At 52.4% G+C, this 18,934-nt stretch carries 21 protein-coding genes; 14 read left to right on the forward strand and 7 right to left on the reverse strand.

Annotation, left to right across the window (positions count from 1 at the left end):
- On the forward strand, positions 1 to 375 hold a 375-nt coding region (locus ACHHZ6_RS08550; RefSeq protein ID WP_395122089.1), incomplete at its 5' end, for a LuxR C-terminal-related transcriptional regulator.
- A gap of 51 nt (positions 376 to 426) precedes the next feature.
- Here ACHHZ6_RS08550 and sfmF read toward each other — a convergent pair.
- The 6 genes from sfmF to fimA all read right to left on the reverse strand — a co-directional run bounded on the left by sfmF (position 427) and on the right by fimA (position 6,471).
- Positions 427 to 951, reverse strand: a complete 525-nt coding sequence (gene sfmF / locus ACHHZ6_RS08555; RefSeq protein WP_182919537.1) for a fimbria assembly protein — start codon at positions 949 to 951, stop codon at positions 427 to 429.
- A gap of 9 nt (positions 952 to 960) precedes the next feature.
- Positions 961 to 1,965, reverse strand: coding sequence for a type 1 fimbria D-mannose specific adhesin FimH (gene fimH, locus ACHHZ6_RS08560; RefSeq protein ID WP_182274632.1), 1,005 nt, complete (start codon positions 1,963 to 1,965; stop codon positions 961 to 963).
- 13 nt (positions 1,966 to 1,978) lie between these two features.
- Positions 1,979 to 4,546, reverse strand: coding sequence for a fimbrial biogenesis usher protein (locus tag ACHHZ6_RS08565; RefSeq protein WP_395122090.1), 2,568 nt, complete (start codon positions 4,544 to 4,546; stop codon positions 1,979 to 1,981).
- Positions 4,547 to 4,560: 14 nt separating this feature from the next.
- Positions 4,561 to 5,253: a type 1 fimbria chaperone FimC gene (fimC, locus tag ACHHZ6_RS08570; RefSeq protein ID WP_182274021.1), complete on the reverse strand. Its 693-nt coding sequence runs from the start codon at positions 5,251 to 5,253 to the stop codon at positions 4,561 to 4,563.
- A gap of 43 nt (positions 5,254 to 5,296) precedes the next feature.
- Positions 5,297 to 5,839: a type 1 fimbrial protein subunit FimI gene (fimI, locus tag ACHHZ6_RS08575; RefSeq protein WP_182274020.1), complete on the reverse strand. Its 543-nt coding sequence runs from the start codon at positions 5,837 to 5,839 to the stop codon at positions 5,297 to 5,299.
- 68 nt (positions 5,840 to 5,907) lie between these two features.
- The gene (gene fimA, locus ACHHZ6_RS08580) at positions 5,908 to 6,471 is read right to left on the reverse strand and encodes a type 1 fimbrial major subunit FimA (RefSeq protein ID WP_182274019.1); all 564 of its coding nucleotides are present in this window, start codon (positions 6,469 to 6,471) and stop codon (positions 5,908 to 5,910) included.
- A gap of 309 nt (positions 6,472 to 6,780) precedes the next feature.
- On the opposite strand from fimA, the gene folD reads away from it, so the two are divergent.
- The 7 genes from folD to malI all read left to right on the forward strand — a co-directional run bounded on the left by folD (position 6,781) and on the right by malI (position 13,610).
- The gene (folD, locus tag ACHHZ6_RS08585; RefSeq protein ID WP_182274018.1) at positions 6,781 to 7,647 is read left to right on the forward strand and encodes a bifunctional methylenetetrahydrofolate dehydrogenase/methenyltetrahydrofolate cyclohydrolase FolD; all 867 of its coding nucleotides are present in this window, start codon (positions 6,781 to 6,783) and stop codon (positions 7,645 to 7,647) included.
- A gap of 2 nt (positions 7,648 to 7,649) precedes the next feature.
- Complete coding sequence (gene ybcJ / locus ACHHZ6_RS08590; RefSeq protein ID WP_004858878.1) at positions 7,650 to 7,862, forward strand: ribosome-associated protein YbcJ; 213 nt, start codon at positions 7,650 to 7,652, stop codon at positions 7,860 to 7,862.
- A 279-nt stretch (positions 7,863 to 8,141) separates the two neighbouring features.
- Positions 8,142 to 8,468, forward strand: a complete 327-nt coding sequence (locus ACHHZ6_RS08595) for a phage holin family protein (RefSeq protein ID WP_395122091.1) — start codon at positions 8,142 to 8,144, stop codon at positions 8,466 to 8,468.
- On the forward strand, positions 8,455 to 8,841 hold the full coding sequence (locus ACHHZ6_RS08600; protein ID WP_182274016.1) for a M15 family metallopeptidase: 387 nt from the start codon (positions 8,455 to 8,457) through the stop codon (positions 8,839 to 8,841). The genes ACHHZ6_RS08595 and ACHHZ6_RS08600 overlap by 14 nt, the downstream gene beginning before the upstream one ends.
- A 228-nt stretch (positions 8,842 to 9,069) precedes the next feature.
- Complete coding sequence (locus ACHHZ6_RS08605) at positions 9,070 to 10,599, forward strand: aryl-sulfate sulfotransferase (protein WP_395122092.1); 1,530 nt, start codon at positions 9,070 to 9,072, stop codon at positions 10,597 to 10,599.
- A 410-nt stretch (positions 10,600 to 11,009) separates the two neighbouring features.
- Positions 11,010 to 12,509 (forward strand): PTS transporter subunit EIIC, encoded by a 1,500-nt coding sequence (locus tag ACHHZ6_RS08610; protein ID WP_395122093.1) that lies wholly within the window; start codon positions 11,010 to 11,012, stop codon positions 12,507 to 12,509.
- An 84-nt stretch (positions 12,510 to 12,593) separates the two neighbouring features.
- A complete protein-coding gene (malI, locus tag ACHHZ6_RS08615; protein WP_196390942.1) occupies positions 12,594 to 13,610 on the forward strand; it encodes a Mal regulon transcriptional regulator MalI in 1,017 nt (338 codons plus the stop codon).
- Positions 13,611 to 13,699: 89 nt separating this feature from the next.
- Here malI and cysS read toward each other — a convergent pair whose 3' ends face one another.
- Positions 13,700 to 15,085, reverse strand: coding sequence for a cysteine--tRNA ligase (cysS, locus tag ACHHZ6_RS08620; RefSeq protein WP_182274012.1), 1,386 nt, complete (start codon positions 15,083 to 15,085; stop codon positions 13,700 to 13,702).
- A 174-nt stretch (positions 15,086 to 15,259) separates the two neighbouring features.
- On the opposite strand from cysS, the gene ppiB reads away from it, so the two are divergent.
- The 6 genes from ppiB to purK all read left to right on the forward strand — a co-directional run bounded on the left by ppiB (position 15,260) and on the right by purK (position 18,845).
- The gene (gene ppiB, locus ACHHZ6_RS08625) at positions 15,260 to 15,754 is read left to right on the forward strand and encodes a peptidylprolyl isomerase B (RefSeq protein WP_023334762.1); all 495 of its coding nucleotides are present in this window, start codon (positions 15,260 to 15,262) and stop codon (positions 15,752 to 15,754) included.
- 3 nt (positions 15,755 to 15,757) lie between these two features.
- Positions 15,758 to 16,480, forward strand: coding sequence for a UDP-2,3-diacylglucosamine diphosphatase (lpxH, locus tag ACHHZ6_RS08630; protein WP_395122094.1), 723 nt, complete (start codon positions 15,758 to 15,760; stop codon positions 16,478 to 16,480).
- A 151-nt stretch (positions 16,481 to 16,631) separates the two neighbouring features.
- A complete protein-coding gene (locus tag ACHHZ6_RS08635) occupies positions 16,632 to 16,841 on the forward strand; it encodes a YdgH/BhsA/McbA-like domain containing protein (protein ID WP_182274010.1) in 210 nt (69 codons plus the stop codon).
- A 70-nt stretch (positions 16,842 to 16,911) separates the two neighbouring features.
- Positions 16,912 to 17,097 carry a hypothetical protein gene (locus ACHHZ6_RS08640; protein WP_182274009.1) on the forward strand — a complete coding sequence of 62 codons (186 nt, stop codon included), beginning with the start codon at positions 16,912 to 16,914 and terminating at the stop codon, positions 17,095 to 17,097.
- A gap of 174 nt (positions 17,098 to 17,271) precedes the next feature.
- A complete protein-coding gene (purE, locus tag ACHHZ6_RS08645) occupies positions 17,272 to 17,781 on the forward strand; it encodes a 5-(carboxyamino)imidazole ribonucleotide mutase (protein WP_014882834.1) in 510 nt (169 codons plus the stop codon).
- Positions 17,778 to 18,845 (forward strand): 5-(carboxyamino)imidazole ribonucleotide synthase, encoded by a 1,068-nt coding sequence (gene purK, locus ACHHZ6_RS08650; protein WP_182274007.1) that lies wholly within the window; start codon positions 17,778 to 17,780, stop codon positions 18,843 to 18,845. Before purE ends, purK begins: the two co-directional genes overlap by 4 nt.
- Positions 18,846 to 18,934: the final 89 nt, after the last annotated feature.

The following is an 18,934-nucleotide window of genomic DNA, read 5'->3' on the forward strand; positions in this document are numbered from 1 at the left end:
GGTCTGACGGCGCTTAGTGCTGAATTCACTATCGGCGAAGGTGAGTTGATGGCTCATGATGTCCCTCTGGGATGCGCTCCGGATGAATATGATGATCTCATATCAGGAACTTGTTCGCACCTTCCTTCGGAGACGCTGAGTTTTATAAATCATCTTGGCTCACGAACTGGAGCAGCGGTTGATATGCCATTGTCAAATCGCGAGGTCACCGTCCTGCGTTATCTGGCCAATGGATTATCAAATAAGGAGATTGCGGAGCAACTATTATTGAGCAACAAAACAATCAGCGCACATAAATCGAATATCTATTCCAAGCTCGGGGTACAGAGCATTGTTGAATTAATTGATTATGCCAAAGCGCACGAATTGCTGTAATCTGAATTCACTCCCTGCAACTTATATGAGTTGCAGGGAGTGCGGTCAGTTCTAATTATAATTAATCATAAAAGTAGCATCCGCATCGGCTCTACCTGGCTGCGGGTTATCTGCCGTGGCAATATAATTAGCATAAAATGACAACTCTGCATTTCCCCCGGCATCAACGGCAACCGCCTGACTGGCCTGCTGCAATGCCAGGCGAGTTTTATCTCTGTCGCGGATCTCCACGGCAACATTGCGGGCTGCACTGGCATCATTCAGCGCCAGCAGACTATTATCGCTTCCTTCAGCTTTACCCGAAAAGGTGATGGATGCTGAACCCGGCGGGCATCCGGTCAGTTTCAGCGTAAACGGAACGGGCTGCGTCCGGCTTCCCGCCGTACTGAGTTGTTTTGTCGGCCAGGTACCCAGCGTGACGGTTTTATCGCTGTCACTGCCTTCTGCCACGCAGGTGAAATCGACGATGTTGCCATACAACTCGATATTGATTTCCCCCAGCGCGGTGACAGCCTGCGCGTGTGTGTTAAGCACTAACAGCACCAGCGCCGCAAGGGATCGACTCCAGATGTTCATCTCGCCTCCTTAATCGTAATCCACGCGCAGATAACCGCGAGAGGAGAAACGTCCTTCCTTAGGCTTGTTACCCGTGATGCTGACCGGCCAGGCGCGGATCGCCACCTGTGCCTGGGCGCTATCATCCAGACGGAACGGTATTTTGCTGGTCAGGTTGTTGGGGATGAGCGGTGTACCACTTTCGTTAGCAACCACAAACCCCAGATCGGCGTTATCCGATACCAGCGCATTACCAGAGACTTTTTCGGCTTCGATTCGCATCGTCAGGTAAGCATTAGCCTCTACGTTGGTGCATTTGATGGCGATGGTTTTAGTTTGTGGCGAAACCTTCTGAGGGCGGTTTCCAGCTCCGGCCTGGCTGAACAGTGAGGCTCCAATGTCGCCAAAATCAAACTCGACGACCCTGCCGGCATTAACCTCACAGCTTTGCGGAACCTGAATCGTCCCGCTGTAGCTGATGGTATACACCGGCGTGTTAAGCGGATCGGACGACGTGGTGGTGACATACACCCGGAACATGGTCTGCTGTGGGATCACCACCATGTTGATAAACCGCCGCGTCACCCTCAGGCGAAAGACCAGCTTTGAATCTGTGACCGGAAATGCCTTGTTGTTCGGCACGTTGGGGTGCTGCCCCATCTGGATATAACTTGCTGGCGGGTAGAACGTGCCTGCGAAGTCATCGTGGATCTGCATTGCACCGTCAAGGTAGTCGTTGAGCTGCACATACTTATAGCTGTCGATCTCCGTCGTAACAGGTAGATCGGTGACATAACTACGCATAGTCGATTTTCCGGTGGTTCCCTTCGGGCAAATCGCGCTGACCCCCACCATCCCGGATTTTTGCGCCAGGGTGATAATTTGGCCCGGTTTGTTGTTGGAGCTGTTAAAAACGTTTGAGAGGTCATACGAGATGTCCTTCGCGACGCCATTCGAATTCTGGCACACCGTCGCCCACGCGGGCAGCGCGCCACACAGCAGGGCAACACCGGCTACGTTGCGGAAAATGTTCATCATTGGGTTCCTGTTAGCGATCACAGCTTGCCCCCGCCAGGGTAATGGCCTGGCTCTGGCTTTCAGGCGGTAAGCGATAGTGCGCACGACACTGGGACTGCATCCCGTTGCCCCACTGGATCAACAGTTCACCTTCCAGCGGTAGTCCGCTTAAATAAATTTGTCCGTCATCTCCCACCATGCTGGTCACGCCGCTTTGGGTTTCGCGCACTACGGCACCAAACGGTACCGGCTGGTTACCGCGCTTCACCGTCAGCAAAGCGCGCACGCCAATGCGGGTATCGAAGCTGGCACGCACCAGCGCGCCTTTGGTCGGTACCACGCTGCTCACGTTGTTTTCGATGTCGGTGTTGTTACTCATGGTGTTGGTATCCAGCGCTACGCGGTTGTAACGGTAGACCGTGGCATACGGCATCACCGCATAACCCCGCCAGTCCGTTTTCACCCCGGTCTGGTTTTCCACGCTGACGCCTGTTGCCCCCGGAGCTTTGATCAACACGTTGGTATCACCCAGTGGCTGGCTGAAGGTTATGCCATCGGCATGGCCCACCACGCCACCAGAAAGCTGCCAGTTGAGATCGTGCTGATCGCGCGAGTAGTTATACCCCGCGCCCAGCGTACCGTAGGTCGCCTGCCAGTTGGCACTGGCACTGCCGCTTGCACCGTTATTACTGGTGTGCCCCTGCGTGACGCTGTAGTTCAGGTTACGATCGTCAAGCAGCGTCCCGCTGACCCCGGTCTGCCAGCTGGTGTCACCGTCACTATTACGGCTTGCCGACGCCGTGGCGTAGGCTCTGTCGATCGCGTTATCGCGGCGATAACCGTGGCGGGTAAACAGACTGAACGGCACAGAGACGTTAAACGACGCGATCCTGTCCGTACCGTCGATCCCCACGGACTTGTTCCACGACCAGGACACGGAGTAGTTGATCCCCTGCACGCCGCCCGCGTAACCCAGCTGATACCAGACGTTCGACTCGCTGGTTCCCCAGTAGCTCTGCTGGCTGCCAGAGAGATACACCGAACCGTAATCCCCCAGCGACTGGGAAATATTGAGCTGGAAACGCCCTTTCTTATTCCACGTCAGGTTGTGATAACTCTGTACATCCGGCACGCCGTCATCATCCTGGATATCGCCATACTGATAACCTTCCATTGAGCGCCAGGCCACATCGTCCAGGGTATAGAACCCTTTCGTGGAGTAGCGATAACCCAGCAGCTGGAAGTTGGTTCCGAATCCGTTAAGTGACTTCGCGTAGAGGAAACGCAGCGACTGGCCTTCATGGCGGCTGTCGTCCGCGAGCTGGCTGCGGGCGTGGGTGAGATCGAGGGAAACCGCGCCCCAGTCACCGAGGTTTTTCCCGGCACCGATGGCCAGCGCGGTATAGCGCGACGCCAGCTGTGTACCACCGTAAAGCGTGTAGCCATCGGCTATGCCGGCAATCAACGTGCCCTGAGTGAAGAACGGCGTATCCTGCTCGCTATTACCGCTGCGGTAGTCCCCCGCCACCAGGTCATATTTCCAGCGTCCCTCACGTTGTAGCAATGGCACGGTGGAGTACGGCACGGTATAGCGTTGCTGGCTACCATCCTTCTCTTCGACCGTCACCTCCAGGTCACCGCTTGAGGAGGTCGGGTTCAGATCGGTAATAGCAAACGCACCGGGCTGAACATAGCTCTGATAAATGACATAACCGTTCTGACGAACGACCACTTTTGCTGGCGTGCGGGCGATACCGCGCACGGTTGGCGCGTAGCCTTGCAGACTGTCCGGGTACATATTGTCGGAGGAGTAGAGTCGCCCGCCGCGAAAACCAACGCTGTCGAAAACATCATTCCCGGTATTGCTGTCGCCCAGTACCAGCTCGCTTTTGAGTGGGATCACGGTGCGCTGCGCCCAGGTACCAATATTCTGCCAGCTGCTGTTCCGCTGTCCGTTGTTTTGCGTGTAACGCCATGCGCCATTATTGCGTAACCGCCAGGCACCATAGTTCAGCCCGCTTTGCAGGTTCAGGTAATAGCTGTCGTCCTCGCTCCCCCGGTTGCCGGTGAAGCTGTAATTCAACAGTGCGGCAGGGATGCCTTCATCCCACTGTTCGGGGGGAATGTAACCGCGGGCGCTGTTCTGCATTGCCACCTGCGGCAGGCTGATATTAAGGCGCTGCGAGGCAAAATTGAACGCCACCACGCTGCCGGGAATAGCCGTCTTCAGTGGGATACAGGTGTCGCCCCTGGTGTTTGCCAGCTCAGGAAACGCCGCAATATTGACGCCAAAGCGGTCCAGCATCGCGCGCGTGATGCACGGCGTTAGCCCACCCGCAACCGGTGACGTATCATCAGTCGCCTGCTCAAAGCGCACATCCTGAGTGGCAATAAACTCATCATTACGCCAGAGATCCACGCGATAGATGCCTGGAGCCTGCTGGTGCCCTTGTTCAAAACGCGATAAATCCGCCACGTTAGCGGTGTCGTCGGAGAGAAATGCGGGGTTGAAGTAGCTTTCGCTCCAGCCAGTTTGCGGCCAGAGCGCTGCCATCAGCGCCAGTGCTACCGGGCAGTAACGCCCGTGGTGATTGTTCATCGCCCTGTCTCTGATCACAGATTGACGCTGCGCGCCGGCGTAATCGCGCCGTAGTCATTCACGCTCTGCCAGGAAAGAGTGCCGCTTGCCGCATCCGGCAGCACCTGCTGCGCCGAGTTTTTAGGTGCAATCATCAGGTTGTCCAGAGCCTTACCGCCCAGCTTCAGGTTGACCAGCGTGATGTAATATGGCGAGGCATTACTCACCTTAAGGTGGTTGCCGACACGCTCAAAGCGCAGTTGAGACAGCGCTTCTTCCGGCTGCATCGCCAGTTTATTCGGGCGTACGAACAGCTTGATGCGCGACAAAATCGCCAGCTGCAGGACGTTGTTGTCCTCCATTTTCGTTTTACTCACTGACGGGATCGCCTTCACGTTCATAAAGAAGAGCGATTCACGGTCAGTGGGCAACGCCGGACCGGCATAAATAATGCGCAATGTGTTCTCGCTGTCCGGCTCGCTGACAAACAAGGGTGGCGTGACGGCAAAGGTTTTTTCCTTTTGCCCATTGGCATTCTCAATCCACGCATTAATTAAATAGCGCTCTTGCTTATTGCTGTTGGTGATCGCCAGCGAAGTTTGTTTCGCGTCTGCCGGATAAATCACGCGCGTGGCCCCCAGTGCAATACCACCGGAGGCACTGGCGGAAGCAGAAACCATCAGCAAAATAAAAGATAAAATCAGTCCTGGCTTAATTAGGGAGTTCATCACAACAATACCTTTAATAATATGTTCGCAGGCGTAGAAGGCGTTATGGATAAATCAACGTGAACCAGACATCTGACTGAATATTGCCTGGCACGAGGTGTTCGGAAATAGCCCGATAGCGGGCGCTAAAATGAAACGCGAGCTCCTGGGTATTGATGGGCAACCAGCTGACCGCCGTCGCGTTCGGGATAATCTGGCGTTGCTGTTCGTCAAAAAGTGCCAACCCAACACCGCTGCTCACGGGCGTTTCACCAGGCCGTGATGTCGCCAGAAAAACCTGTGGATCTTCCGCCGGCGTGACGCCCTGGAACTGGATCCCTACGGTGCGCGAGACATCCACGCTGCAGTCCAGCAGTCGTACGGTAAAAGGCACGTTGACCGTTGAAAAGCTGCCCACGCCGGAAAAGGAATTGGTCCGGTACTGCCCCATATCGATACGCATACTCTGGCTGTCAGGAGCCACGGCGCACCCACCGTTGACCAGCTCACCTCTGATGTGAACCTTGCCGCCGTCGATCACTACGGTATGTGCAAATACTGGTTGAGCCATCGTAAGGGCTAGCAGCAGTTTCCCGATCCTTGTCATCCTTCGTTCCTGGCATTAGCGTATGACGGGCCTCATCCCTGAGGCCTAAACATCCCTGTGCAGAGGAATTATTCGTATTTCATTACGAAAGTGGCGTCCGCGTTCGCCTGGCCTGGCTCGGCAGTTGCCGCCGTGGATTTATAACGCGCGGTGAAGTTCAGGGTGTTGGTGCCTTCAATCAGGTTCTGTGCGGCAGAGAAGGTCGCGCCATCCGGTGTCAGCGTGCTGGATTTGCTGTCGAGGATCTCGATACCCACGCCTTTCGCGGCGTTGTCGTTGCTGCCAGAAGATACCGCCAGCAGGGTTTTATCGGTCGCATCAATCTGACCGGTGAAAGCAACAGCGGCAGTTTTTGCTACCAGTGGATCACAATCATTCAGTTCGATAGTGAATGGAATATTGGAGGTCGTGTCGCCCACTTTGGTGAATTTCGCGGTACGGTACTGACCCAGATTAACCGTCTGTTCAGAAGATGCCGTATTAACAGAGCACGCGGCATTCACTAATTCACCTTTAAAATGCACGGTACCGCCATTAACGGAAACGGGCGTAGTAGTATCTTCTGCATGAGCGGCACCCGCGACCAGGGCCAGAGCGGCAACAACGGTAGATGCAATATTGCTGAATTTCATGTCTATTCCTTTAAAATGTAAATAACCCTTCCCGCGAAAAACCGGGAATAAGAAATACGTTCAATCGATTAATTGAAAGCTTATTTCGGAGGAGACAAAGTAGCTCAGGAACGAATATTAAAATATGTCAAAACGCTGCCATTTCACCAGGCCACATCCTAATCCCGCCTAGGAAATTGACCATGTCAAAACCAGGGGTTTTGCAGCCAGTTGTGGAAATCTCGCAAAGGGTGACTGACAGCGGCGCTCGCTTCTGACAAAATATAGGCAATCCCCCTTTCAAACGTTACAGACGGAATCTTCTCTCTGATGGCAGCAAAGATTATTGACGGTAAAACGATTGCGCAGCAGGTGCGCTCTGAGGTTGCGGAAAAAGTGAAGGCGCGCAGAGCGGCCGGAAAACGAGCCCCAGGGTTGGCTGTTGTGCTGGTTGGTAGCAACCCGGCATCGCAGATTTATGTCGGCAGCAAGCGCAAAGCGTGTGAAGAAGTGGGCTTTGTCTCCCGCTCCTACGATCTGCCCGAAACCACCAGCGAAGCAGAACTGCTTGAGCTGATTGACACCCTGAATGCCGATAAAGCAATCGACGGTATTCTGGTTCAGTTGCCGCTGCCTGCGGGCATCGACAACGTGAAGGTGCTGGAGCGTATTGCACCAGACAAAGATGTCGACGGTTTCCACCCGTATAACGTGGGTCGCCTGTGCCAGCGTGCACCGCGCCTGCGTCCGTGCACCCCTCGCGGGATCGTCACGTTGCTGGAGCGCTACAACATCGACACCTACGGCCTGAACGCCGTTGTCATTGGTGCATCCAACATCGTTGGCCGCCCGATGAGCATGGAGTTGCTGCTGGCTGGTTGCACCACCACCGTGACCCACCGCTTCACCAAAAACCTGCGTCACCACGTAGAAAACGCCGATCTGCTGATCGTCGCAGTGGGTAAACCAGGCTTTATTCCAGGTGAGTGGATTAAAGAGGGTGCGATTGTCGTGGACGTCGGAATTAACCGTCTGGAAAGCGGCAAGGTTGTCGGCGACGTGGTTTACGAAGATGCCGCAGCGCGTGCGTCTTACATCACCCCAGTACCGGGCGGTGTTGGCCCGATGACCGTAGCAACATTGATTCAGAATACCTTGCAGGCGTGCGAGGAGTATCACGACGTAGAGGACGCGTAAAAATGGCCAATTTTTCTTTAGGTAAACACCCGCACGTTGAGCTGTGCGATCTGCTCAAGCTGGAAGGCTGGAGCGAAAGTGGCGCGCAGGCGAAAATCGCGATCGCGGATGGGCTGGTCAAAGTCGACGGCGCGGTGGAAACCCGCAAGCGCTGTAAGATTGTCGCAGGTCAGACCGTGAGCTTTGAAGGTCAGAGCGTTACGGTTACAGCATAATTCCCACCCCCAACCCGGTAGTCCTCGCACTATCGGGTTACCCCCTCTCCCCCTGCTCTCTCTTATGTATTCCACTACTAAATATAATCTTCACCATCAATAATACATAACTATCATTTCACAAAAATTGATCGACAAAATCTATTAATTGCATTCCGTGTGACATCCATCACGAAACAGGGTTGCTCAACGTTTATTATTTACTGCATAGCACATGCATATAGCTTTTTACGAAAAAGTAATCTCATCATGCGGTAAAATTTTTTACTTAAAAAATCTATGGAGGTAATTGTTTTGCCATGGAAAGACCCATCATCAAATGCATTTTTTAGCTGGATCTACATAATATTATTCGGCGCATGGGGAGGTCTTGTTAGATATCTCCTTGACGTTAAGTCTGGTCAGTCGGGAAGAAATTTATTCGCGGCATTGGCACAAATTATCGTGTCAGGATTTACCGGCGTACTTGCTGGATTGATGTCACAAAGTCTCGGAACAGTATTTCATACTTCGCTTGCGGTTAGTGGTATATCAGGTGCAATGGGCGTTGTCGCCCTTAATTATTACTGGAAGAAAATCTCTGGAGAGAATAATGATAAATCATGAATTCAGTAAGACTACTGAAAGGAATCTTAAAGGTGTACATAAGGATCTTTCTGATGTAATGAGAAAAGCATTGAAATTATCACCGATTGATTTCGGTATTTCAGAAGGGTTAAGAACCCAAAAACGGCAACTTGAGCTACTGGCATCAGGAAAATCATTAACGTCGAAAAGCAGACATTTAACGGGGCATGCCGTTGATATATTCGCAGTTATCAATGGTACGGCGTCATGGGAGTTTAAACATTACCAGACAATTGCAACAGCTGTGTTTCAGGCGGCCCGTGAGTTGAATGTTGATGTTGAGTGGGGAGGTAACTGGACGGAAATAAAGGATGGCGTTCATTTTCAACTCTCACGAAAAATGTATCCTTAAGAGTATCTAAAAAACGATTACACCTATCGCTGTTTACGCAGCCAGTATAGAAAAAGGAGAATTATAAAACCAGATTATATTCATCTTATTTTTCAACAAACAACCAAAGGCAATCTATTATCTTCACGGTAAGGTTATTGCACACTGTCAAAACAGCCCGCTATTTTTTATTGGCGACATCGTGCTGCCCTGACAAAAATATTTTACGAACCAAAAAGGAATTCAATCATGACAATTACTTATGTTAAAACTGAACTTGCACCGGCCGACAATCAGCTCGCTGCATATATTTATTTTACTTCAGATACACCAGTAAGTTATTCTTACACTGTATCAAAAAGGACAACCAGCCCAACCAGCGTAGATTTTACCTATACATCGGATCTGATTTATGCCGTTTCTCAAACCATAAAAATCCCTGTTATTGGCCTTTACGCGCAATATGCCAACAACGTCCAGGTTGTGTTTAAGGACGAAACTGGAACTGAGGTTTACAACCAACCATTCTCTGTTAGCACGGTGGATCAGGTCTATGATCCATCCGTTATCTTCCACCTCGATATTGAACAAACAGATCCTACGTTATTTACATCTGTCTGGGGAAATAGTTGGTTAATGCAATCAACTGGCCGAGGTTACGATGAAAACGGTGACCTGCGTTTTAATTTTTTATCGGTTTATCATCTCCAGCCGTTGAGAATTCACAATGGCTACATTTATACCGGTAGCGATGAAGATTTTTCATGGTACGGTCGACGCTTTTTCAAAATTGACATTCTCGGTAATGTCATTTTTGAATTCGACATGCGTGATTCTAATGGCAATCACTATTCAAACACTCACGATTTAGTCTGGGACTCAGCAGGCGATATCTATATGTTTGGTAGCGATAGTCCTAATCGAATAAGCAATACGATGGCACAAGACTCCTGTATCCTGAAGTTCAACGATCAGACAGGTAAAATGATTTGGGCAAAAAACTATACCAGTGAATATAGCGGCTCTCAGATATTAAATAACAACACACCTAATGATGTTCATTTGAATTCACTCACATGGATCCAAAGCAGTCCAAACAATGAGGAAGCAATTATTACGCACTCTCGCACCACGAGTACAACTTTTGGCGTATCTATCGTTGATGGTAGTATCTTGTGGGCGATCGACACGGGTAATTTCAACCCTCAATTCCCGGCAGTTCAAGCGACTACTCATATCGATAATACCGGAATTACTAACTATGAAAATGGTGCTCACACTGTGTGCATCACTAATAACAGTGCATTTGCAGGAAATATCGACCCTACTGTAGGTAAATTTGTTTTATCTGTCTTTGATAATAGATCCTGTGTTGGTGCAGATGGAAGCCCTGTCATTCGCCCTATAAATGATGATCCAACCACCGATACCTATTCAACACCTCCGGCTCGCATTCTATTCTATGCTGTAGACTTAGCAGCAAAAACTGCAGTGGAAATTCATGCACCGATTGAACTGCCAACAACCCCCATCATCCAGTGGACCGATTTTATGGGGGGAGTGTTTGACCATGATGATTACTTCGTTATTTTTACTAACCACGCCCGTTCATTCTTTATCTCTGATGTGAACGGTAATATGATTGCCACCATCTATGATGTTATTTCTCTACCTGATGGCGCGCCTCAATTCCCTGCGGAGGGCTATCGTGCAAGATTATTTAACGAAACCGAGCTATCTGACTTAATCACTACAGCATCAATTACGGTAAATTCATAAAAAAGTAATTGTAAAAAACAGAAGCAATTGATCATCCGTTTTTATTAACTCATCGATTAAACTGCATTTGTTATCAGGGTTCATGCATTTGCATGAACCCTTGACCATATATAACACGTCACCAGGGGCCTGGCGTTATCACTCACACCGCTGTACCACTGTAACCAGGCGCAGCGCCGGGAAAAAACCCGCCTCTCCCCGAAGCGTACCCCGCAGAAAGGGGATAAAATCCCCCACATCTATCGAGGTTAATTATCGATCAACTTCAAATAATCACTATTTCATCTGTTGAAATGTGAAAATTAAGTTGCGCGGTTTTCATACTTTCCTCACGATAAGTAGAACGTTCTACTAAAACGTTCTACTTACAATAACAGCGCATAAAAAGCGCTACTCGGGGGGAAATCAGCATGAGTCTGATATCAGGGTTTGTTAAATCGCTGTCTAAGTTATCGATGATTGGTCGCGCCTTAATGCTGCCAATTTCACTGCTTCCCGCTGCGGGCCTGCTGCTGGCCTTTGGCGATAAGTTCCACCTGCCGCTGATGATGAACGCGGGCGGGGTTATTTTTGATAACCTGCCGATGCTCTTCGCGATTGGCTCCGCTGTCGGTCTGGCGTCAGAATCGGGCATTGCGGCGCTCTCTGCGGCCGTTTCAGTGTTTGTCACCAACATCACCATCAATACCGTGCTCAGCATCACGCCGGAGATGGCCTCTCAGGGCGGGAAATATGCGATGGTCGTCGGCATCCCGACGCTGCAGATGGGCGTCTTTGGCGGTCTTATCTGCGGTATTCTCGCTGCATGGTGTTACAACCGTTTTCACACCATGCAGTTGCCGGAGTTCCTCGGTTTCTTCTCCGGTAAACGCTTTGTGGCGATTGCAACGGCGTTTCTGTCGTTCCTGCTCGGCCTGCTGTTGCCGTATATCTGGCAACATATTCAGTCCGGTATCGATGCACTTTCTGTTGTCGCTAACGGGGATAATCAGGCGGCATCGACCTTTATCTTCGGTCTGGTGGAACGCGCATTGATCCCGCTTGGTCTGCACCACATCTGGTATCCCTCTTTCTGGTATTCGTTTGGGGACTACACCACCCAGGCAGGCCAGGTGATCCACGGTGACCAGACCATCTGGTTCAAAATGCTGGAAGAAGGGGCGAAGTCTTTCAGCAGCGATACGTACCAAAATGCCGGTAAGTTCATGCAGGGTGAATTCCCGCTGATGCTGTTTGCACTGCCTGCGGCCTGCCTGGCGATGTATCACGAAGCGCACACGAAGAATAAGAAAATTGCTGCCGGTATTCTGTTCTCTGCGGCACTTACCTGCTTCCTGACGGGGATCACCGAACCGGTTGAGTTCACCTTTATCTTTGTGGCTCCAGTTCTGTACGTCTTCAACGCCATTATGGCGGGTCTGGCCTACATGACCATGTACCTGCTGCATGCCCATATTGCCAAATCTTTCTCTGCAGGCTTTATTGATTATCTGTCGTTCGGGATCCTGCCATCATTTAACGGTTACCAGACCAACTTCCTGAACGCCATTATCATCGGCATTCCAATGGGGATGATTTACTACTTCACGTTCCGCTTCGTTATCCGTCGTTTCGACGTGAAAACGCCGGGCCGCACCGAAGTCACCGCCAGTGCAGACGATAAAACCGACACTGAAATCGCAACTGAGATCATCGGTCTGCTGGGCGGGGCACATAACATCGATTCCGTCGGATCCTGTATCACCCGTCTGCGCCTGGAAGTGGCGAAAAGCGATGCGGTGGATAAAGACGGCCTCAACGGCCTGGGCGCACGCGGCGTGGTCTTCGTCGGAGACAACGGCATCCAGGTGATTTTCGGTGCCAGAGCACAGTTTATCGCCCAGACCATGTCCACCATAATCGGCAAATAATAAGATGCCTGAACGACACGTCTCCTGTACGCTGGGAGACGTTGTCTTAACTGGCTGATAATGGGTAAATTTCAGGGAGCAGTTTTGAAGAAAGTCAGCATTATTGATGTGGCAAAGCACGCGGGGGTTTCGGTCTCTACCGTTTCGCTGGTCCTACGCCAGAAAGGGAAAATCTCAGAGGCAACGATCGGGAAGGTCAATGCTGCCATCAATACGCTGGGCTATGTGCATAACGTTGCCGCAGCCAACCTTCGCGCCAACACCTCCAACCTGATTGGCCTGATCCTGCGCGATTTCAGCGACAGCTTTTCCATCAAGGTGATGGCGAGCATTGTTCAGGAGCTGGAAAAACAGGGGTATATGGTTTTTCTCGGCCAGCCGCTGAACGACCACGACCATCTTGAGCGCTGTCTGCTGTCGTTTAAACAGCAAGGCGTGGCTGGCGTGATTTACCTTGCCTCTGACACTCGCACTGCCGCCCTGCCGGAACACATCCGCCAGTGTCCCTTACCGCTGGTAGCGGTCTCCCAGTCGTTGCTGGACGAAAAATGCAACCTGGTGATGCGCGATAACCGCCAGGCGGCAAACCTTGCGGCGCGTTACCTTATTGAGCGTGGACACCGCAATATTGCCTACATTGGCGGGCGTGAAGGTTGTCTTATCCGCGAGCAGCGCCTGCTCGGCTTTCGCAGCGCAATGACGCAAAACGGGCTGCTCTGGCGTGACGAGTATTCTCCTGCCTGTAGCGATGATACGCTGGCGGCAGGTTTTGCCACTCGCCAGCTACTGGAAAAGAACAACACCATCACCGCCCTGCTCTGCCACTCACCGGATGCGATGATCGGCTCTATTTCCGGCATTCATCAGGTGGGACGTACCGTGGGGAAAGATGTGTTTTTAACCCAACAGGTCGCGCTGGTCGGTTTTGAAGATATGCTGCACGTGAACCTCACCTCGCCGTCGTTTACTTACGTTTCATCCGCCAGCGAAGAAACGGGACGCCAGGCCGCCGGGTTGATGATACGCAATCTGAAAGAGCCTGGGCTGCAAACGCAACGGATCACCCTTTCCGGGCAGCTTATCACCAGAGAATCGGCATAAAAAAAGCCGGGTGGCGGCTACGCCTGACCCGGCCTACACTCATGCTCCTGTGGGCCCGGTAAGCATAAGCGCCACCGGGCATAACAGGCTTACTTACGACGCCACGTCGTGCCCTGCGGGCCATCTTCCAGGATGATACCCATTTCGGTCAGACGATTACGTGCTGCATCTGCCGCCGCCCAGTCTTTCGCCTGACGCGCTTCCAGACGTGCCTTGATCAGTGCTTCAATCTCTGCCACTTCGCCATCGTCCGCCTGCGCCCCGCTCTGCAGGAACACGTCTGGCTCCTGCTCCAGCAGGCCGAGCACGGAAGAGAGTTTGCGCAGATGTGACGCCAGCGCATTAGCGGCAGCCATATCTTCAGATTTCAGACGGTTCACTTCACGCGCCATATCGAACAGTACGGAATAGGCTTCTGGTGTGTTGAAGTCATCGTTCATCACCTCAACAAAGCGTGCTTCGAACGCTTCACCGCCTGCTGCCGCGACGGACTTGTCGGTACCACGCAGTGCGGTGTACAGACGTTCCAGCGCAGAGCGCGCCTGCTTCAGGTTCTCTTCGCTGTAATTCAGCTGGCTGCGATAGTGGCCGGACATCAGGAAGTAACGCACGGTTTCCGCGTCGTAATACTTCAGCACGTCACGCACGGTGAAGAAGTTGCCCAGTGATTTCGACATCTTCTCGCGGTCAACCATCACCATCCCGGAGTGCATCCAGTAATTAACATACTCGCCGCCGTGGGCACAGGTAGACTGCGCAATTTCGTTTTCGTGGTGCGGGAACATCAGATCCGAACCGCCACCGTGAATGTCGAAATGGTTACCCAGTTGCTTGCAGTTCATTGCCGAGCACTCAATGTGCCAGCCAGGACGCCCTTCTCCCCACGGAGACGGCCAGCTTGGCTCGCCCTCTTTGGACATCTTCCACAGCACGAAGTCCATCGGGTTACGCTTCACGTCGACCACGTCAACGCGGGCACCGGCCTGCAGCTGATCCAGATCCTGACGGGAAAGCTGGCCGTAAGTTGGATCAGTCGGTACCGAGAACATCACGTCACCATTATCCGCTACGTAAGCGTGACCGCGTTCGATCAGTTTTTCGGTGATGTCGATAATTTCGTGAATATGGTGGGTTGCACGCGGCTCGCTGTCCGGACGCTGAATATTTAACGCATCAAAATCGTTATGCATTTCCACGATCATGCGATCGACCAGCGCGACGAAGTTTTCGCCATTTTCATTAGCGCGTTTAATGATTTTGTCGTCAATGTCGGTGATGTTGCGCACGTACTTGAGGTTGTAGCCCAGGAAACGCAGGTAACGTGAAACTACGTCAAAGGCAACAAACGTACGGCCGTGGCCGATATGACAGAGATCGTAAACCGTAATACCACACACGTACATGCCGACTTCCCCGGCATGGATAGGTTTAAATTCCTCTTTTTGGCGCGTCATTGTATTAAAGATTTTTAACATCGAAGATTCCATGTAAACACGTGTGTGGACGAAAACCGGGTATTCTACCCGTAATTCAAACCCGAAGCAGCACACAATGCAAGGTGATCGCATCCTGTGGTTATGCTATAACAAGCCCCTATATGTGACCCGAACACGGGTTGACGCACCACAATAACGGAACAGGATGCAAAAATGGTTACTTTCCACACTAATCATGGCGATATCGTAATCAAGACTTTTGATGACAAAGCGCCTGAAACAGTTAAAAACTTCCTGGACTACTGCCGCGAAGGTTTCTACAACAACACCATTTTCCACCGCGTAATCAACGGTTTTATGATCCAGGGCGGCGGCTTCGAACCTGGCATGAACCAGAAAGCGACGAAAGAAGCGATTAAAAACGAAGCGAACAACGGTCTGAAAAACACCCGTGGCACGCTGGCAATGGCGCGTACTCAGGCTCCTCACTCTGCTACCGCACAGTTCTTCATTAACGTGGCTGACAACGACTTCCTGAACTTCTCTGGCGAAAGCCTGCAGGGTTGGGGCTACTGCGTATTTGCCGAAGTCGTTGAAGGCATGGACGTCGTTGACAAGATCAAAGCCGTTTCTACTGGCCGCAGCGGTATGCATCAGGACGTTCCAAAAGAAGACGTTGTGATCACAAGCGTGACCGTCAGCGAGTAATTCGTGGCGACACTCTTTATTGCAGATTTGCATCTGCAAACAGAAGAACCGGCGATCACCGCCGGTTTTCTGCGTTTTTTACGCGGTGAAGCGAAAAGCGCCGATGCGCTTTACATCCTCGGCGACCTGTTTGAAGCCTGGATTGGCGACGATGATCCCAACCCGCTCCATCACGAAATGGCGGCAGCCATTAAAGCGCTGGTTGATTCCGGCGTCCCCTGCTACTTCATTCACGGCAACCGTGATTTCCTGCTCGGTAAGCGCTACGCCCGTGAAAGCGGTATGACGTTGTTGCCTGAAGAACAGGCGCTCAACCTCTATGGTCGTAACGTTTTGATCATGCACGGCGACACGCTCTGCACCGACGATACCGGCTACCAGGCGTTTCGCGCCAAAGTCCACACCCCGTGGATCCAAAAAGTTTTCCTGGCTCTGCCGCTGTTTATCCGTAACCGCATCGCCGCCAGAATGCGCGCGGGCAGTAAGGCCGCCAACAGCAGCAAATCCATGACCATCATGGACGTTAACCCCCAGGCAGTTGTCAGCGTGATGGAAAAGCACCACGTCCAGTGGTTGATCCACGGCCATACCCATCGCCCGGACGTACACACACTGACGGCCAACGACGAACCCGCCCACCGCGTGGTACTGGGTGCCTGGCACAGTGAAGGGTCGATGGTGAAAGTCACGCCTGAAGGCGTCGAGCTGATCGCATTTCCTTTCTGAATTCCCCCCACACTGCACGTTTAATATCATTCATTTTTTTTGAATAACATTCGCAAATTGTTTCGGTTTTAACCAATCCGTGGTCGCTCTATTATTTATCACATCAGGGCAACACGTCCTATCCAAGACAAAATACTTAAGGAATACGACCATGAAATCCATCAAAACTTTCGTTTCAGTTGCTGCTCTCTCTATGATCTCTTTCGGTTCTTTCGCTCAGAGCGTCAGCGCTACCGCCTCTACCCTTGACCGCGCAGAAGCCAAAATTGCCGCTCAGGCTGCTGAACAGGGTGCGTCTTACAAAATCACCAGCGCACGGTTCAACAACCGCGTTCACATGACTGCAGAACTGACGAAATAAGACCCCTGATTGCCGTGCCGCCAGTAAACAGACAAGCGACAGCGACAATACGATGAGCAAGGAACAGAGAATGAAAACAATCAGCATCGTGAGCGCCCTGCTGCTGGCCGCTGTCCTGTCCACTGGCGCGATGGCGGCGGAGAATCGCTTCTCCATCCCAGAAGCAGGTTCGAATATCGACACCAGCATGGAAAATCATATTGATGTCGGCCATGCATTCGATAAAGAAAACCTGACAGCAGGCAATCTCCTGTAAAAATCGCCAGAGACTTTCGCTAAACAGACCGCCAAATGCGGTCTGTTTTGTTATGCGCGGAGGTCCACAACGGCTCAAGTTTTAGCCGCGCAACCGTTTTCCTTGCCCGTATTACATGCTATTCTCTGTGCCCTCGAAAGCAGTGTGTTTCGCACCACAGGAGTTTTAAGACGCATGTCTTCCCGCAATAATCCGGCGCGTGTCGCCATCGTGATGGGGTCCAAAAGCGACTGGGCTACCATGCAGTTCGCCGCCGAAATCTTCGAAATCCTGAATGTTCCGCACCACGTTGAAGTGGTTTCCGCACACCGCACACCCGACAAACTGTTCAGCTTCGCCGAAAGCGCTGAAGAGAACGGCTACGAGGTGATCATTGCCGGTGCGGGCGGCGCAGCACATCTGCCCGGCATGATTGCCGCCAAAACGCTGGTGCCGGTACTGGGCGTTCCAGTGCAAAGCGCGGCGTTAAGCGGCGTCGACAGCCTCTATTCCATCGTTCAGATGCCGCGCGGCATTCCTGTCGGTACGCTGGCGATTGGCAAAGCGGGGGCAGCAAACGCTGCTCTGCTGGCCGCGCAAATTCTGGCGACCCACGATAAAGCATTACATCAGCGTCTGGCGGAGTGGCGTAAAGCCCAGACCGACGAGGTGCTGGACAACCCGGATCCGCGGGGTGCGGCATGAAGCAGGTTTGCGTCCTCGGCAATGGTCAGTTGGGCCGCATGCTGCGTCAGGCCGGAGAGCCGCTGGGCATTAGCGTCTGGCCTGTCGGCCTGGATGACGAACCGGAAGCCGTTCCGTTTCACCAGAGCGTGATTACCGCAGAGATCGAACGCTGGCCGGAAACCGCGCTGACGCGTGAACTGGCGCGTCATAACGCCTTTGTGAACCGCGATGTGTTCCCGATTATTGCTGACCGTCTGACACAAAAGCAGCTGTTCGATAAACTCGGGCTTGCAACCGCGCCGTGGCAGTTGCTGTCTGACAAAAGCGAATGGGCTGACGTCTTCGACATGCTGGGCGAACTGGCTATTGTGAAGCGTCGCGTGGGCGGTTATGACGGCCGTGGACAGTGGCGTCTGCGTGCACACGAAACCGCTGAACTGCCGGATGACTGCTACGGTGAGTGCATCGTTGAGCAGGGCATCAACTTTAGCGGCGAAGTGTCGCTGGTGGGCGCTCGTTCGCATGACGGCCACACCGTGTTTTATCCGCTGACGCATAACCTGCATCAGGAAGGTATTCTGCGCACCAGCGTGGCGTTCCCGCAGGCTCTTGCCGCACAACAGGCGCAGGCAGAAGACATGCTCTCCGCCATCATGCACGAGCTGGGTTATGTCGGCGTAATGGCGATGGAGTGCTTCGTCACGCCGTCCGGTTTGCTGATCAACGAACTGGCTCCACGCGTACACAACAGCGGCCACTGGACGCAAAACGGCGCGTCCATCAGCCAGTTTGAACTGCACCTGCGCGCCATTACTGATTTACCCTTGCCGCAACCGGTAGTGAACAGCCCGTCAGTGATGATCAACCTGATCGGTACCGATTTGAACTACGATTGGCTGAAGCTGCCGCTGGTGCATCTGCACTGGTACGACAAAGAGGTGCGTCCGGGTCGTAAAGTGGGTCACCTGAACCTGAACGATTCCGACACGGGCCGCCTGAGCGCCACCCTGGAAGCGATGATCCCACTGTTACCGCCAGAATACGCGAGCGGTATTGTCTGGGCGCAATCGAAGCTTAAATAAGCGATAAGTGCCGGGGAGTTGATCTTCCCCTTCCCCGGCTTCATCTCACGCGCGTAAAATCGTCGTCCATTGCTGTTTTGATTTCTGGA

Origin of the sequence: Enterobacter cloacae complex sp. 2024EL-00214 (assembly GCF_043945575.1) — a bacterium.
In the GTDB taxonomy this organism is placed as follows: Bacteria; Pseudomonadota; Gammaproteobacteria; order Enterobacterales; family Enterobacteriaceae; genus Enterobacter; species Enterobacter cloacae_P.